Annotated in this window: 12 protein-coding genes; 8 read left to right on the top strand and 4 right to left on the bottom strand. The window is 65.2% G+C overall.

The annotated features are described in order from the left end of the window. Window positions 1-53: 53 nt before the first annotated feature. On the top strand, window positions 54-1172 hold the full coding sequence (proB, locus tag DID98_RS22910) for a glutamate 5-kinase (protein ID WP_044844216.1): 1119 nt from the start codon (window positions 54-56) through the stop codon (window positions 1170-1172). A 102-nt stretch (window positions 1173-1274) separates the two neighbouring features. On the opposite strand, the gene DID98_RS22905 is transcribed toward proB, so the two are convergent. Then, entirely contained in the window at window positions 1275-1883 is a 609-nt protein-coding gene (locus DID98_RS22905; RefSeq protein ID WP_044844215.1) for a CNP1-like family protein, read from the bottom strand. Between the two features lie 13 nt (window positions 1884-1896). Then, window positions 1897-2544 carry an RNA pyrophosphohydrolase gene (locus tag DID98_RS22900; RefSeq protein ID WP_044844214.1) on the bottom strand — a complete coding sequence of 216 codons (648 nt, stop codon included), beginning with the start codon at window positions 2542-2544 and terminating at the stop codon, window positions 1897-1899. Between the two features lie 228 nt (window positions 2545-2772). On the opposite strand from DID98_RS22900, the gene DID98_RS22890 reads away from it, so the two are divergent. Both DID98_RS22890 and DID98_RS22885 read left to right on the top strand, forming a co-directional pair. After that, window positions 2773-4509, top strand: coding sequence for a proline--tRNA ligase (locus DID98_RS22890; protein WP_044844213.1), 1737 nt, complete (start codon window positions 2773-2775; stop codon window positions 4507-4509). A gap of 21 nt (window positions 4510-4530) precedes the next feature. Next, window positions 4531-5139, top strand: coding sequence for a MarC family protein (locus tag DID98_RS22885; RefSeq protein ID WP_044844212.1), 609 nt, complete (start codon window positions 4531-4533; stop codon window positions 5137-5139). An 85-nt stretch (window positions 5140-5224) separates the two neighbouring features. On the opposite strand, the gene DID98_RS22880 is transcribed toward DID98_RS22885, so the two are convergent. Continuing rightward, window positions 5225-5776, bottom strand: coding sequence for a hypoxanthine-guanine phosphoribosyltransferase (locus tag DID98_RS22880; protein WP_044844211.1), 552 nt, complete (start codon window positions 5774-5776; stop codon window positions 5225-5227). A gap of 94 nt (window positions 5777-5870) precedes the next feature. Next, on the bottom strand, window positions 5871-7238 hold the full coding sequence (gene ffh, locus DID98_RS22875) for a signal recognition particle protein (protein ID WP_039317379.1): 1368 nt from the start codon (window positions 7236-7238) through the stop codon (window positions 5871-5873). Between the two features lie 90 nt (window positions 7239-7328). Between ffh and DID98_RS22870 the strand changes: the two genes are divergently transcribed. The 5 genes from DID98_RS22870 to DID98_RS22840 all read left to right on the top strand — a co-directional run bounded on the left by DID98_RS22870 (window position 7329) and on the right by DID98_RS22840 (window position 14172). Beyond that, entirely contained in the window at window positions 7329-8222 is an 894-nt protein-coding gene (locus DID98_RS22870) for an inner membrane protein YpjD (RefSeq protein ID WP_124571476.1), read from the top strand. Window positions 8223-8235: 13 nt separating this feature from the next. Next, the gene (locus DID98_RS22865; RefSeq protein ID WP_124488231.1) at window positions 8236-8550 is read left to right on the top strand and encodes a PP0621 family protein; all 315 of its coding nucleotides are present in this window, start codon (window positions 8236-8238) and stop codon (window positions 8548-8550) included. Next, the gene (ampD, locus tag DID98_RS22860) at window positions 8547-9137 is read left to right on the top strand and encodes a 1,6-anhydro-N-acetylmuramyl-L-alanine amidase AmpD (protein ID WP_124571475.1); all 591 of its coding nucleotides are present in this window, start codon (window positions 8547-8549) and stop codon (window positions 9135-9137) included. Before DID98_RS22865 ends, ampD begins: the two co-directional genes overlap by 4 nt. Window positions 9138-9600: 463 nt before the next feature. Continuing rightward, window positions 9601-12597 (top strand): ribonucleoside-diphosphate reductase subunit alpha, encoded by a 2997-nt coding sequence (locus tag DID98_RS22850; protein ID WP_124520011.1) that lies wholly within the window; start codon window positions 9601-9603, stop codon window positions 12595-12597. Window positions 12598-12960: 363 nt separating this feature from the next. Next, window positions 12961-14172, top strand: a complete 1212-nt coding sequence (locus DID98_RS22840; RefSeq protein ID WP_044844206.1) for a ribonucleotide-diphosphate reductase subunit beta — start codon at window positions 12961-12963, stop codon at window positions 14170-14172. Window positions 14173-14192: the final 20 nt, after the last annotated feature.

The raw sequence follows: 14192 nt of genomic DNA, 5'->3' as shown, positions 1-14192 counted from the left end.
TGAATTCAATTGCGCCCGGCCGGGCAGGCATCAGATACAGGAGACGGCGCACGATGCGTTCGATCATCGCGGATTCGAAGCGATTGGTGGTGAAGGTGGGCTCCAGCCTCGTGACCAACGACGGCAAGGGGCTCGATCATGCTGCAATCGGCCGCTGGGCGGCCCAGATCGCCGCGCTGCGCGCGCAGGGCAAGGAAGTGGTGCTCGTCAGCTCGGGCGCGATTGCGGAAGGGATGCAGCGGCTCGGCTGGAGCAAGCGTCCGCGCGAGATCGACGAGCTGCAGGCCGCCGCCGCGGTCGGCCAGATGGGGCTCGCGCAAGTTTATGAAAGCCGCTTTACCGAGCACGATATCCGCACCGCGCAGATCCTGCTGACGCACGCCGACCTGGCCGATCGCGAGCGCTACCTGAATGCGCGCTCGACGCTGCTGACGCTGCTGCGGCTCGGCGTCGTGCCGATCATCAACGAGAACGACACGGTCGTCACCGACGAAATCAAGTTTGGCGACAACGACACGCTCGGCGCGCTCGTCGCGAACCTGATCGAAGGCGATGCGCTGATCATCCTGACCGACCAGACGGGCTTGTTCACCGCCGATCCGCGCAAGGATCCGAATGCGACGCTGGTCGCGGAAGCCAGCGCGGGCGCGCCGGAGCTCGAAGCGATGGCCGGCGGCGCCGGCTCGAGCCTCGGCCGCGGCGGGATGCTGACGAAGATCCTTGCGGCGAAGCGCGCGGCGCACAGCGGCGCGAACACCGTGATCGCAAGCGGCCGCGAAGCCGACGTGCTGGTGCGGCTGGCGGCGGGCGAGGCGATCGGCACGCAGCTGATCGCGCGCACCGCGCGGATGGCCGCGCGCAAGCAATGGATGGCCGATCACCTGCAGGTGCGCGGGCACGTCGTGATCGATGCGGGCGCGGTCGAGAAGCTGACGGCCGGCGGCAAGAGCCTGCTGCCGATCGGCGTGACCGGCGTGCAGGGCGCGTTCGCACGCGGCGAGGTGATCGCGTGTGTCGGCCCCGACGGGCGTGAAGTGGCGCGCGGCCTCACGAACTACAGCAGCGCGGAAACGAAGCTGATTCACCGCAAGCCGAGCGGCGAGATCGAGACGGTGCTCGGCTACATGCTGGAGCCGGAGCTGATTCACCGCGACAACCTCGTGCTCGTGTGACCGTTCGGCCAGGCGTCGCGAGACAGCAAAAAGCCCGCATCGCGCGGGCTTTTTGTTGTGACGAAGCGAAACGAGGCCGGGCAGCCGGCCTCGGTTGTGCGGTCAGCGCAGCTGGCTCATCGCGGTGCGATGGAACTTGATGTTCTCGAGGATCTGCTGGGTCGTGCCCTGCGGCATCTTGTTCGCGCAGAAATAGTCCTGGTACAGCGCCGAGTGGTACGCGTTCAGCTCGCCGTTCTCGATGCGACGCCAGTCGTTCTCGACCGTGCGGTCCCAGCCGTCGTGATCCGAATTCAGGCCTGCATACTGACGCCATTCGTAAGTGTCGCAGCGGATGCCTTCGTAGTTCACGTTGCGCGCGCCGGCCGGGCTCGTGATGACGACTGCGTAGCGCACGACGCCGTCGCTGCCGACCGCGAGCGACTTCGCATCGACGGAGAACTTGAGCGGCGTGTTCTGCGACACGTTGAACGGCAGCAGATCGCCCGCTTGCGGCAGCGGCGGCAGCGTGTCGACCGGGTTTTCCTTCCAGTTGCCCTGGCGGTCCAGCAGGTACACGAACTCGCTGTCATCCTTGTTGGTCGGCGTCTTCGAATTCGCGCAACCGGCCAGCGTGGCCGCCGCGACGATCGATGCGAGCGCGAGAGCAATCGCTTTCAATATGCATTCCTCGTAAAAAAAGGGCGCGACACCAAGGTCGCGCCCGGTCATGCAGTCCGACTCGTCATTTGCCGACGATCACGCGGGGCGGCATCTCGTCGAGCGTGCTCGCCTCCACTTCGATCTCGGAACAGACCACCGATGTGTCGACAATCGTCAGCGTCTGCTGGGCCTGCGCGCCGATGACGCGCGGATAGCGCGACAGACGCGGCCCACGCGGCTTTTCGGCTCGCTGCGCCGGGCGGCGCAGGAAGCGCGACAGTTCCGTCAGCGCCAACTGATAGACATCCCGCTTGAACTCGATCACCGCATCGAGCGGCACCCAGTACTCGTTCCAGCGCCACGCATCGAACTCCGGGTGGTCGGTCGCGCGCAAGCAAATGTCGCAATCGCGTCCGACCATCCGCAGAAGGAACCAGATCTGCTTCTGGCCGCGGTAATGTCCGCGTACTTCGCGTTTGATGAACTTGTCAGGCACCTCGTAACGCAACCAGTCGCGAGTGCGGCCGATTATCTTGACGTGTTCCGGGTGCAGGCCCGTCTCCTCGTGCAGCTCCCGGTACATCGCCTGCATGGGGGTCTCGCCGTACTTGATCCCACCTTGAGGAAACTGCCAGGAATGCTCGCGGAGCCGCTTGCCCCAAAACACCTCGTTGCGCGCGTTCAAGAGGATGATGCCGACGTTCGGGCGAAAGCCTTCACGATCCAGCATACAACCACCTTCGAATCCTTTAAAATTGCTTTGATTATAAACAGATAACGGGCGCTGCGCACCGTGACGGAGCGAAACCGCGCGGGGTACACCGGCTGAATTGTCCCTGATTTGTCTGCTAAGTCATCTGCGCCATCGTCGTCCCTCGTCGTTCGTCGCGCGCAGCTTTTTCACCTTGAAACTTTTTCGGGCGCCCCGCCTGGGGGCGCCGTATTTGGAACCGTCCGCATGAAAGCTTCCCGTTTCTTTATCGGCACCCTCAAAGAAGCACCGGCCGACGCAGAGATCGTCAGCCACAAGCTGATGGTGCGCGCCGGCATGATCCGTCGCGTCGCCGGCGGCATCTACAACTACCTGCCGGTCGGCCTGCGTTCGATTCGCAAGGTCGAGGCGATCGTGCGCGAGGAAATGAACCGGGCTGGCGCCATCGAGCTGCTGATGCCGGCCGTGCAACCGGCCGAGCTGTGGCAGGAATCGGGCCGCTGGGAGCAGTACGGCCCCGAACTGCTGCGCTTCAAGGACCGCAAGGACAACGACTTCGTGATCGGGCCGACGCACGAGGAAGTCATCACCGATATCGCGCGCAACCAGATCAAGAGCTACCGGCAGATGCCGGTGAACTTCTACCAGATCCAGACGAAGTTCCGCGACGAGATCCGTCCGCGCTTCGGCGTGATGCGCGGCCGCGAGTTCATCATGAAGGACGCGTATTCGTTCGACAAGGACGCGGCCGGCCTGAACGAGTCGTATCGCAAGATGTACGACGCATACGTGCGCATCTTCACGCGCCTCGGCCTCGAGTTCCGCGCGGTTGCGGCCGACAGCGGCTCGATCGGCGGCAACTTCTCGCACGAGTTCCACGTGATCGCCGATACCGGCGAGGACGCGATCGCCTACTGCCCGACGTCCGACTTCGCGGCGAACGTTGAAGCGGCCGAAGCGCTGCCGCTGATCGCCGAACGCGCGGCACCCGCCGAAGCGATGGAAAAGGTCGCGACGCCCGGCAAGGCGAAGTGCGAGGCCGTCGCCGAACTGCTGTCGATCCCGCTCGAGCGCACGATCAAGTCGATCGTGCTCGCCACCGACAACGAAGGCGCCGAGCCGACCATCTGGCTCGTGATGCTGCGCGGCGACCACGACCTGAACGAGATCAAGGTGTCGAAGCTGCCGGGGCTGAAGAACCACCGCTTCGCGACCGAGCAGGAAATCGTCGAGTGGTTCGGCACGCCGCCGGGCTACCTCGGCCCGGTCGGCACGAAGAAGCCGGTGAAGGTGATCGCCGATCGCACGGTCGCGAACATGAGCGATTTCGTCGTCGGCGCGAACGAGGTTGACTATCACATCGCCGGCGTGAACTGGGGCCGCGACCTGCCGGAGCCGGACGTCGCCGACGTGCGCAACGTGAAGAAGGGCGATCCGTCGCCGGACGGCAAGGGTGAGATCGACATCTGCCGCGGCATCGAAGTCGGCCACGTGTTCCAGCTCGGCACCAAGTACTCGGAAGCGATGGGCGCGACGTTCCTCGACGAGTCGGGCAAGCCGCAGCCGATGCTGATGGGCTGCTACGGCGTCGGCGTCACGCGCATTCTCGGCGCTGCGATCGAACAGAACTTCGACGAGCGCGGCATCATCTGGCCCGAGTCGATCGCGCCGTTCGAAGTCGTGCTGTGCCCGATGGGCTACGATCGCAGCGACATGGTCCGCGAGGCCGCCGACAAGCTGTACGCGGAACTGGCCGCGGCCGGCATCGACGTGATCCTCGACGATCGCGGCGAGCGCCCGGGCGTGATGTTTGCCGACTGGGAATTGATCGGCGTGCCGCATCGCCTGGTGATCGGCGAGCGCGGCCTGAAGGAAGGCAAGATCGAGTATCAGGGCCGCCGCGACGCCGAGGCGACGCTGCTGCCGGCCGACGCGGCCGCGGCGACGGTGACGGAGAAGATCCGCGCCGCGCTCGCGCGCTAAGCGCTTCGACCGGAGGACACGGTGGAATACACCTTCCTGTCGGCCACCGTGCTCCTCGTGCTGATCACGGATCCGCTCGGCAACATCCCGCTGTTCATCACGGCGATGCGGGATGTGCCGCGCGAGCGGCGCGTGAAGCTGATCCTGCGTGAAGTCGGGATCGCGTTCGTGATCCTGCTGTTCTTCATGGTGGTCGGCGACCGCTTCCTGCGGATGATGAACCTCACCGACCTGTCGCTGCGGCTCGGCGGCGGGATCGTGCTGTTCCTGATCGCGCTGCGGATGATCTTCCCGCATCCGGACGGCGCGCTCGGCAGCGATCCGCGCGCCGGCGGTGAACCGTTCATCGTGCCGCTCGCGATTCCCGCGCTCGCCGGGCCGTCCGCGCTCGCGACGGTGATGCTGCTGACGTCGCAGGCGCCGGGCAAGATGTTCGAGTGGGTCGGCGCGCTGACGGTCACGATGATCGTCTGCGCGATCACGCTGGTGCTGGCCGAACGGATCCAGCAGTGGCTCGGCGAGCGGACCGTCGCCGCGTTCGAGCGGCTGATGGGTCTCGTGCTCGTCGCGATCTCGGTCGAGATGCTGCTCGCCGGCATCAAGGCGTTCGTGCACCAGCTGCAGATGTAACGCGTTGGTGCGTACCGACGAAAAAAAGCGGCGCTCCGGGTAACCGGAGCGCCGCTTTCCATTTATATAGCGGGCAGGGCGGCGATCAAACGTTCGCGGTCAGCGCACGGATCGTCGGCAGGTTGCGCCAGTAGCCCTTGGCGTCCATCCCGCAGCCGAACACGTAGCGGTCGGGCACCGAGAAGCCGCAGAAGTCGGGATGCAGCGGTTTCGCCTTCGTGAGCGTCTTCTCGCACAGCACCGCGGACATGAAGCGCTTCGCGCCCATGTCGAGGATGCGGTCGCGGATCGCGGCCATCGTCTCGCCTTCGTCGAGGATGTCGTCGAGCACGAGCACGATGCGGTCCTTCACCGATTCGCGCGGCGCGACGCGCCAGTGCATCTCCGGGCTGCCCTGCGTCGTGTTGCGGTAGCGGGTCAGGTGGATGTAGTCGAATTCCAGCGGGAAATCGAGATGCGGCAGCAGCATCCCGGTAAACACCGCGGCGCCGCCCATCACCGAGAGGACGAGCGGGAACGCGTCGCCGATCTCGGCGCGGATCGCTTCGGCCATCCGGGCGATCGACGCGTTGACGGCGTCCGCCGAGACGATCTCTTCGGAGTGTTCGAAAATGTGGAGGGCTTCTTCGCGGTTCATGAGTTCTGGCGGGCAGTCGGTATACAAATAAGAATGAAGCAGAACGGCTGGCGCGCGCTACGGCAAAAACCCGCGCGCCGGCCGACGGGCGGAATCAGCGCATGCCGGGCATCATGCCCTTCAAGCCGCGCATCATCTTCTGCATGTTGCCGCCCTTCAGCTTCTTCATCATCGTACGCATCTGGTCGTACTGGTTCAGCATCCGGTTGACTTCCTGCACCGGCACGCCCGCGCCGGCTGCAATGCGGCGCTTGCGCGTCGCCTTGATGATTTCGGGTTTGGCGCGCTCGGCGGGCGTCATCGAGCTGATGATGCCTTCCATCCGGCGGATCGACTTCTCGGCCTGGCCCATGTCGGCGCCGGCCGCCGCCTGCTGGAACTGCGCGGGCAGCTTGTCCATCAGCGACGACAGGCCGCCCATGTTCTTCATCTGCGAGATCTGCGCGCGGAAATCGTTCAGGTCGAAGTCGCCGCCTTTCTTGACCTTGTCGGCGAGCTTCTGCGCGGCCTGCACGTCGACGCCGCGCTGCGCTTCCTCGACGAGCGCGAGGATGTCGCCCATGCCGAGGATCCGGTTCGCCATCCGGTCCGGGTGGAACACCTCGAGGCCGTCGAGCTTCTCGGCGACGCCGACGAACTTGATCGGCTTGCCCGTGATGTGGCGCACCGACAGCGCGGCACCGCCGCGCGAATCGCCGTCGAGCTTGGTCAGCACGACGCCGGTGAGCGGCAGCGTGTCGTTGAACGCCTTCGCGGTGTTGACCGCGTCCTGGCCGAGCATCGCGTCGACGACGAACAGCGTTTCGGCCGGCTTCAGCGTGCCGTGCAGCGCGGCGATTTCCTGCATCATCGCCTCGTCGATACCGAGGCGGCCGGCCGTGTCGACGATCAGCACGTCATGGTAGTGGCGCTTCGCCCAGTCGACGGCCGCGAGTGCGATGTCGACGGGCTTCTGGTCCGGCGTCGACGGGAAGAAATCGGCGCCGACCTGTTCGCTCACCGTTTTCAGCTGCATGATGGCGGCCGGGCGATACACGTCGCACGACACCGTCAGCACCTTCTTCTTGTACTTCTCGCGCAAGAGTTTCGCGAGCTTGCCGGCGGTCGTGGTCTTGCCGGCGCCCTGCAAGCCGGCCATCAGGATCACGGCGGGCGGCGTGACCGCGAGGTTCAGCTCGGCGGCCTTGCCTTCGTAGTCGCCGCCGATCACGGCGGTCAGTTCCTTCTGGACCACGCCGACGAGCGCCTGGCCCGGCGACAGGCTGCTGATCACTTCCTCGCCGAGCGCCTTTTCCTTGACCTTGGCGATGAATTCGCGGACGACCGGCAGCGCGACGTCGGCTTCCAGCAGCGCGAGACGCACCTCGCGGAGCATCTCCTGGGTGTTCGCCTCGGTAAGCCGGGCCTCGCCGCGCAGCGTCTTGACGACGCGCGCCATCCGTTGAGTGAGATTGTCGAGCATGGGGAGCGATGGACAGTGGGGCCCGAAGGCGCAACGGAACCGTACAAAAGGGAGCCGTCGCGGGAAGGGGGCCTAGTGTAAACTTCGAACATGGATATTGTACTGTATGCCCTCACCGCATTCCTGTACGGCGGCCTCGCCGTCGCAGGCTGGCGCACGCACCGCCAGGGTGCGACGCCGCTCGTCGCGAGCGTGCCGGCCGTGCCGGTGCCGGCGTCCGCCGCGTCGGGAATGAGCGGCGCCGGCCGCGCGCTGCTGTTCGCGGCGCTCGTCGCGCACGGCGTGCTGCTGCACACGACGATCTTCCCGCACGACGCGATGGTCTTCGGCTTCGCGTTCGCGCTGTCCGCGATGTTCTGGCTCGGCGCCGGCATCTACTGGATCGAGAGCTTCTTCTTCCCGCTCGACAGCCTGCGCCTGCTCGTGCTGCCGCTCGCGTGCGGCGCGTCGCTGCTGCCGCTCGTGTTCGGTGGCGTGCGGGTGCTGCCTTATGCCGCAGCGCCGCTGTTCAAGATGCACTTCCTGATCGCGAACATCGCGTACGGCCTTTTCGCGATCGCCGCGCTGCACGCGGTCCTGATGCTGATGGTCGAGCGGCGCCTGCAGTCGCTGAGGAGCGGCGGGCGCGACGGCTCGACCGGCTGGATCGCGAGTTGGCTCGAAACGCTGCCGCCGCTGCTCACGCTCGAGAAGCTGCTGTTCCGCCTGATCGGCGCCGGCTTCGTGCTGCTGACGCTGACGCTCGCGTCGGGGATCCTGTTCAGCGAGCAGGTCGATGCACGCGCGCTGCGGCTCGATCACAAGACCGTGTTCGCGGTGCTGTCGTGGCTGATGTTCGGCGGCCTGCTGATCGCGCACAAGACGTCGGGCTGGCGCGGGCGCGGCGCCGCGCGCTGGGTGCTCGTGTCGTTTGCCGCGCTGCTGCTCGCGTATGTCGGCAGCCGGTTCGTTTTCGAGGTGCTGCTGCACCGCTCCGTGGTTTGAACGCAGGTTTCCGATGCGACAGATTCTTCTCCTGATTCTTCTCTTCTTCGCGGGTTCGTGGCTCACGCGCAAGCTGCGCCAGGCCCAGGAGCACGCGCAGGCGCGCGCCGGCCGCGGTGGCGGCAACGACGGCGCACCGGGTCCTGGCGCCGGGGCGGCACGCCCGAACGGCGACGCGCGCTCGCTGCCCGAACCGATGGTGCGTTGCGCCGAGTGCGGCGTGCATACGCCGCAGGGCGACGCCGTCGCCGCGGGCGGCGAATACTTCTGCAGCACCGAGCACGCGCAGCGCCACGGCGCACACGCGAGCGGCCACGACGCCCGATGAGCGACGCAGCGCTGCTGTCGGTCGACGCGAACGGCTGGGTGCGCGAAGCGCGCCACGCGCCGTCGCCGAATTTCGAGGCGCGGCCCGCGGGCGCGGTGCCGACGCTCGTCGTCGTCCACAACATCAGCCTGCCCCCCGGCGAGTTCGGCGGCGATGCGATCGAGGCGCTGTTCCTGAATCGCCTCGATTGCGATACGCACCCCTATTACCAGCGCCACCTGCGCGACGTGCGCGTGTCCGCGCACTTCCTGATCCGCCGCGACGGCGAACTCGTGCAGTTCGTGTCGTGCGACGAGCGTGCATGGCATGCGGGCGCGTCCGAGTTCTTCGGCCGGTCGCGCTGCAACGACTTCTCGATCGGCATCGAACTCGAAGGTGCGGACGACGTGCCGTTCGACGCGGCGCAGTACGCGACGCTCGGGGTGCTCGCACGCACGCTCGCCGCACGCTATCCGATCGATGCGGTGGCCGGGCATTCGGACGTCGCGCCGGGCCGCAAGACCGACCCGGGTCCGCACTTCGATTGGCAACGCTTCGCGAGCGATGCCGGGTTTTCCGCCGAATACTTTCCTTTCCGTCAGCACTGATCGCAGGGTTTTTGAGCGGGCGAAATTTTTTTTTCCGACCAATGCCTTGTCGCGTCTGCCCGTCCGGGCGGCCGGGTTGATGTCAATACCTCCGGCGAAAATTCTCCGTTTTGATGTCGCCGGAATGTCCACTATACTTGGTGCCAGTTGAGCGGTTCTGTACTAGATATAGTGTGTGTCGCAGGGGAAACCCGAGCGGCACCGGCCGGCGGGCAACGCCGGCGGCCAGGGTTCTCAGTGCGGCGCGCCAGGCCGGGCGGTCCGGGCGTCGCAATCAAGCGCAGCGAACTTCGACGGGGCAGCGTACACATGACGAAGCACACGACCGGATCGGTTGTCGCGCATCGACCGAACCGGCTTCCCCGACGCATCGCTCGCCTCTTACCGCTCGCGCATCCGATAGCGCAGCGTTCGTTTTAATCCGCGGTTCTCTCCGCACCATCCAACACCAGGAGCTTTGCACATGCAAACCACCGACAACGCGACGTCCCAGTACGAGAGCGCCTCGAGCCGTCCGCTCGGCGGGACCGAACAGGGCGCGCAGGCGCTCGCGCCGCAGGCCACGTTCGCCGACTACAAGGTGATCCGCCGCAACGGCAGCGTGGTGTCGTTCGAGCCTTCGAAGATCGCGATTGCGGTGACCAAGGCTTTCCTGGCCGTCAATGGCGGGCAGGGCGCGGCATCGGCACGCGTACGCGAACTCGTCGAGCAGCTCACGCACAACGTCGTGCGCGCGCTCGTGCGCAGCCGTCCGAACGGCGGTACGTTCCATATCGAAGACATCCAGGACCAGGTCGAACTCGCGCTGATGCGCGGCGGCGAGCACAACGTCGCGCGTGCGTACGTGCTGTATCGCGAGAAGCGTCACCTCGAGCGCCAGCATGCGGGCGAGGAAGCAGCGGCAGCGGGCGGCGAGTCGAGCACCGGCATCAACGTCGTCGACAACGGCGTCACGCGCCCGCTCGACCTGAACGCACTGCGCGCGCTGATCGTGTCGGCATGCGACGGTCTCGGCGCTGCGGTTAACCCTGACCCGATCGTCGCGGAAACGGTGAAGAACCTGTACGACGGCGTGCCGATGAGCCAGGTCTACGACTCGGCGATCCTCGCTGCGCGCACGATGATCGAAAAGGATCCGGCATACAGCCAGGTCACGGCCCGCATCCTGCTGCACACGATCCGTCGCGAGATCCTCGGCGAGGAAGTGGTCCAGGCCGAGATGTCGGCCCGCTACGCGGAATACTTCCCGCAGTTCCTGAAGCGCGGCGTCGACGCCGGCCTGCTCGACGACAAGCTGCTGCAGTTCGACCTGAAGCGTCTCGGCGAAGCGCTCGACGCGAACCGCGACCTGCAGTTCGGCTACCTCGGCCTGCAGACGCTGTACGACCGCTACTTCCTGCACGTCGACGGCAGCCGCATCGAAATGCCGCAGGCATTCTTCATGCGCGTCGCGATGGGCCTGTCGCTGAACGAGATCGACCGCGAAACGCGCGCGATCGAGTTCTACAACGTGCTGTCGAGCTTCGACTTCATGAGCTCGACGCCGACGCTGTTCAACTCGGGCACGCACCGCTCGCAGTTGTCGTCGTGCTACCTGACGACGGTCGCGGACGATCTCGACGGCATCTATGAAGCGCTGAAGGAAAACGCGCTGCTGTCGAAGTTCGCCGGCGGTCTCGGCAACGACTGGACCCGCGTGCGCGCACTCGGCTCGCATATCAAGGGCACGAACGGCAAGTCGCAAGGCGTGGTCCCGTTCCTGAAGGTCGTCAACGACACGGCCGTCGCGGTCAACCAGGGCGGCAAGCGCAAGGGCGCGGTGTGCGCGTACCTCGAATCGTGGCACCTCGACATCGAGGAGTTCCTCGAGCTGCGCAAGAACACCGGCGACGATCGCCGCCGTACGCACGACATGAACACGGCGAACTGGATTCCCGACCTGTTCATGAAGCGCGTGATGGAAGGCGCCGACTGGACGCTGTTCTCGCCGTCGACCTGCCCGGACCTGCACGACAAGTTCGGCGCCGATTTCGAGAAGGCTTACACGGCTTACGAAGAGAAGGTCGCGCGCGGCGAGATCAAGCTGTTCAAGAAGATTCCGGCGCAGCAGCTCTGGCGCAAGATGCTCGGCATGCTGTTCGAAACGGGCCACCCGTGGATCACGTTCAAGGATCCGTGCAACGTGCGCTCGCCGCAGCAGCACGTCGGCGTCGTCCACTCGTCGAACCTGTGCACGGAAATCACGCTGAACACGAGCGACACCGAAATCGCGGTGTGCAACCTGGGCTCCGTGAACCTCGTCGCCCACCTGGTGAAGCAGGCCGACGGCAGCTACGCGCTCGACCACGACAAGCTGAAGCGCACGATCAGCGTCGCGATGCGCATGCTCGACAACGTGATCGACATCAACTACTACGCGGTGCCGAAGGCGCGTAACTCGAACCTGAAGCACCGTCCGGTCGGCATGGGCATCATGGGCTTCCAGGACTGCCTGCACCTGCTGCGCACGCCGTACGCGTCGGAAGCGGCGGTCGAGTTCGCCGATCGTTCGATGGAAGCGGTCTGCTACTACGCGTACTACGCGTCGACCGAGCTGGCCGAGGAACGCGGCCGCTACTCGAGCTACCGCGGCTCGCTGTGGGATCGCGGCATCCTCCCGCAGGACACGCTGAAGCTGCTGACGGAAGCGCGCGGCGGCTACGTCGAGGTCGACACGTCCGAGTCGCTCGACTGGACGACGCTGCGTTCGCGGATCGCCGCGCACGGCATGCGCAACTCGAACTGCGTCGCGATCGCGCCGACGGCGACGATCTCGAACATCATCGGCGTGTCGGCATGCATCGAGCCGACCTTCCAGAACCTGTACGTGAAGTCGAACCTGTCGGGCGAATTCACGGTGGTCAACGAGTACCTCGTCCGCGACCTGAAGGAACGCGGCCTGTGGGACGAAGTGATGGTCGCCGACCTGAAGTACTTCGACGGCATGCTGTCGCGCATCGACCGCATCCCGGCCGACCTGCGCGCGATCTACGCGACCGCGTTCGAAGTCGACCCGACGTGGCTGGTCGAAGCGGCATCGCGTCGCCAGAAGTGGATCGACCAGGCGCAGTCGCTGAACATCTACATGGGCGGCGCGTCGGGCAAGAAGCTCGACGAGGTCTACAAGCTCGCCTGGCTGCGCGGTCTGAAGACGACCTACTACCTCCGCACGATGGCAGCGACGCACGTCGAGAAGTCGACGGTCGCACACGGCGCGCTGAACGCGGTGCCGACGAGCGGCGGCTCGAGCAGCGGCGGCGCGCAAGGCGCGGCAGGCGGCTTCGGTGCAGCGGGCGGCGCAGCGTCGTCGTCGGGCGCAGTCGACGCGGCACCGGCACTCGCGCCGGTTGAAGCGGACGGTCCGGTATGCACGATGCGCCCGGGCGATCCCGGCTTCGACGAGTGCGAAGCCTGCCAGTAACGCGGCGCGCATGACCTGAAGAAGGTTCGGGCGGCGCGCACGACAACCGATCGAGGTTGAAGTGTGCGCCGCTCTCAACTAAAAAAATGATAAGGAATCTGTAACGCGGCACTCGCGTTGCAGGCAGTGACAAGCGATCGAAACATCCCCGACGACGTCGCGTTTCGATCAGCGTTCGATGCGTCGAGCGCACCTCGCGATACACGTGCGACACACGTCGCGCGCTGCATGAACGACGATGCGTTGCTCAAAGTGTTGTATCGAGGTCGCAACGCGAATCGAAAAAAGGATTTTTCGTGAGCGAGCCCTTTTATCGCTCAGGAAAAGATGGTACAAACCGTTCTAAATTGATGGTGAGAATTTATGCTCAACTGGGATGACGAGAAGACTGCCGTAACCCCCGCGAGCGGAGCGCAGCAAAACGCGTTGCGCACCTCCGCAGGGATGGCTGTCGGAATGCAGGCTGCAACGCCTGCCGCCCATCAGGTCCGCGACATTTTCGAAGGCGATCTTGCGGTGCCGCCGCAAGCATCGGCTGTTCCCGCCGGCGGTTCGGAAGCGCGGGTCAACGTTGCAGACAAGCGCATCATCAACGGCCAGACTGACGTCAATCAGCTGGTGCCGTTCAAGTACAAGTGGGCGTGGGAAAAGTATCTGGCGGGTTGCGCGAACCACTGGATGCCGCAGGAAATCAACATGTCCCGCGACATCGCCCTGTGGAAGGATCCGAACGGTCTGACCGAGGACGAGCGCCGCATCGTCAAGCGCAACCTCGGCTTCTTCGTGACGGCCGATTCGCTCGCCGCGAACAACATCGTGCTCGGCACGTACCGCCACATCACGGCGCCCGAGTGCCGGCAGTTCCTGCTGCGCCAGGCGTTCGAAGAGGCGATCCACACGCACGCGTACCAATACATCGTCGAATCGCTCGGTCTCGACGAAGGCGAGATCTTCAACGCGTACCACGAGGTCACGTCGATCCGCGCGAAGGACGAATTCCTGATCCCGTTCATCCACACGCTGACTGACCCGGCCTTCAAGACCGGCACGCTCGAAGCGGATCAGAAGCTGCTGAAGTCGCTGATCGTGTTCGCCTGCATCATGGAAGGCCTGTTCTTCTATGTCGGCTTCACGCAGATTCTCGCGCTCGGCCGCCAGAACAAGATGACGGGTGCTGCAGAGCAATATCAGTACATCCTGCGCGACGAGTCGATGCACTGCAATTTCGGCATCGACCTGATCAACCAGATCAAGCTCGAGAACCCGCATCTCTGGACCGCGGAATTCCGCGCCGAGATCCGCGAGCTGTTCAAGCAGGCTGTCGAACTCGAATACCGCTACGCCGAGGACACGATGCCGCGCGGCGTGCTGGGTCTGAACGCGTCGATGTTCAAGAGCTATCTGCGCTTCATCAGCAACCGCCGTTGCCAGCAGATCGGCCTCGACCCGCTGTTCCCGAACGAGGAAAACCCGTTCCCGTGGATGAGCGAGATGATCGACCTGAAGAAGGAACGCAACTTCTTCGAGACGCGTGTGATCGAGTATCAGACGGGCGGCGCGCTGTCCTGGGAATAACCCGCAGCAGCGAACCCGTC

This window comes from Burkholderia sp. Bp8984 (assembly GCF_003853755.1).
GTDB lineage: Bacteria > Pseudomonadota > Gammaproteobacteria > Burkholderiales > Burkholderiaceae > Burkholderia.
Note: the sequence above shows the minus strand (reverse complement) of the source record. Positions and strands in the feature narration are given on the sequence as shown.

Coding starts and splice junctions, on each gene's coding strand:
- DID98_RS22865 (WP_124488231.1), top strand. CDS start 8,236: ATGCGACAGATTCTTCTCCTGATTCTTCTCTTCTTCGCGGGTTCGTGG.
- DID98_RS22850 (WP_124520011.1), top strand. CDS start 9,601: ATGCAAACCACCGACAACGCGACGTCCCAGTACGAGAGCGCCTCGAGC.
- ampD (WP_124571475.1), top strand. CDS start 8,547: ATGAGCGACGCAGCGCTGCTGTCGGTCGACGCGAACGGCTGGGTGCGC.
- DID98_RS22905 (WP_044844215.1), bottom strand. CDS start 1,883: ATGACCGGGCGCGACCTTGGTGTCGCGCCCTTTTTTTACGAGGAATGC.
- DID98_RS22900 (WP_044844214.1), bottom strand. CDS start 2,544: ATGCTGGATCGTGAAGGCTTTCGCCCGAACGTCGGCATCATCCTCTTG.
- DID98_RS22890 (WP_044844213.1), top strand. CDS start 2,773: ATGAAAGCTTCCCGTTTCTTTATCGGCACCCTCAAAGAAGCACCGGCC.
- ffh (WP_039317379.1), bottom strand. CDS start 7,238: ATGCTCGACAATCTCACTCAACGGATGGCGCGCGTCGTCAAGACGCTG.
- proB (WP_044844216.1), top strand. CDS start 54: ATGCGTTCGATCATCGCGGATTCGAAGCGATTGGTGGTGAAGGTGGGC.
- DID98_RS22880 (WP_044844211.1), bottom strand. CDS start 5,776: ATGAACCGCGAAGAAGCCCTCCACATTTTCGAACACTCCGAAGAGATC.
- DID98_RS22870 (WP_124571476.1), top strand. CDS start 7,329: ATGGATATTGTACTGTATGCCCTCACCGCATTCCTGTACGGCGGCCTC.
- DID98_RS22840 (WP_044844206.1), top strand. CDS start 12,961: ATGCTCAACTGGGATGACGAGAAGACTGCCGTAACCCCCGCGAGCGGA.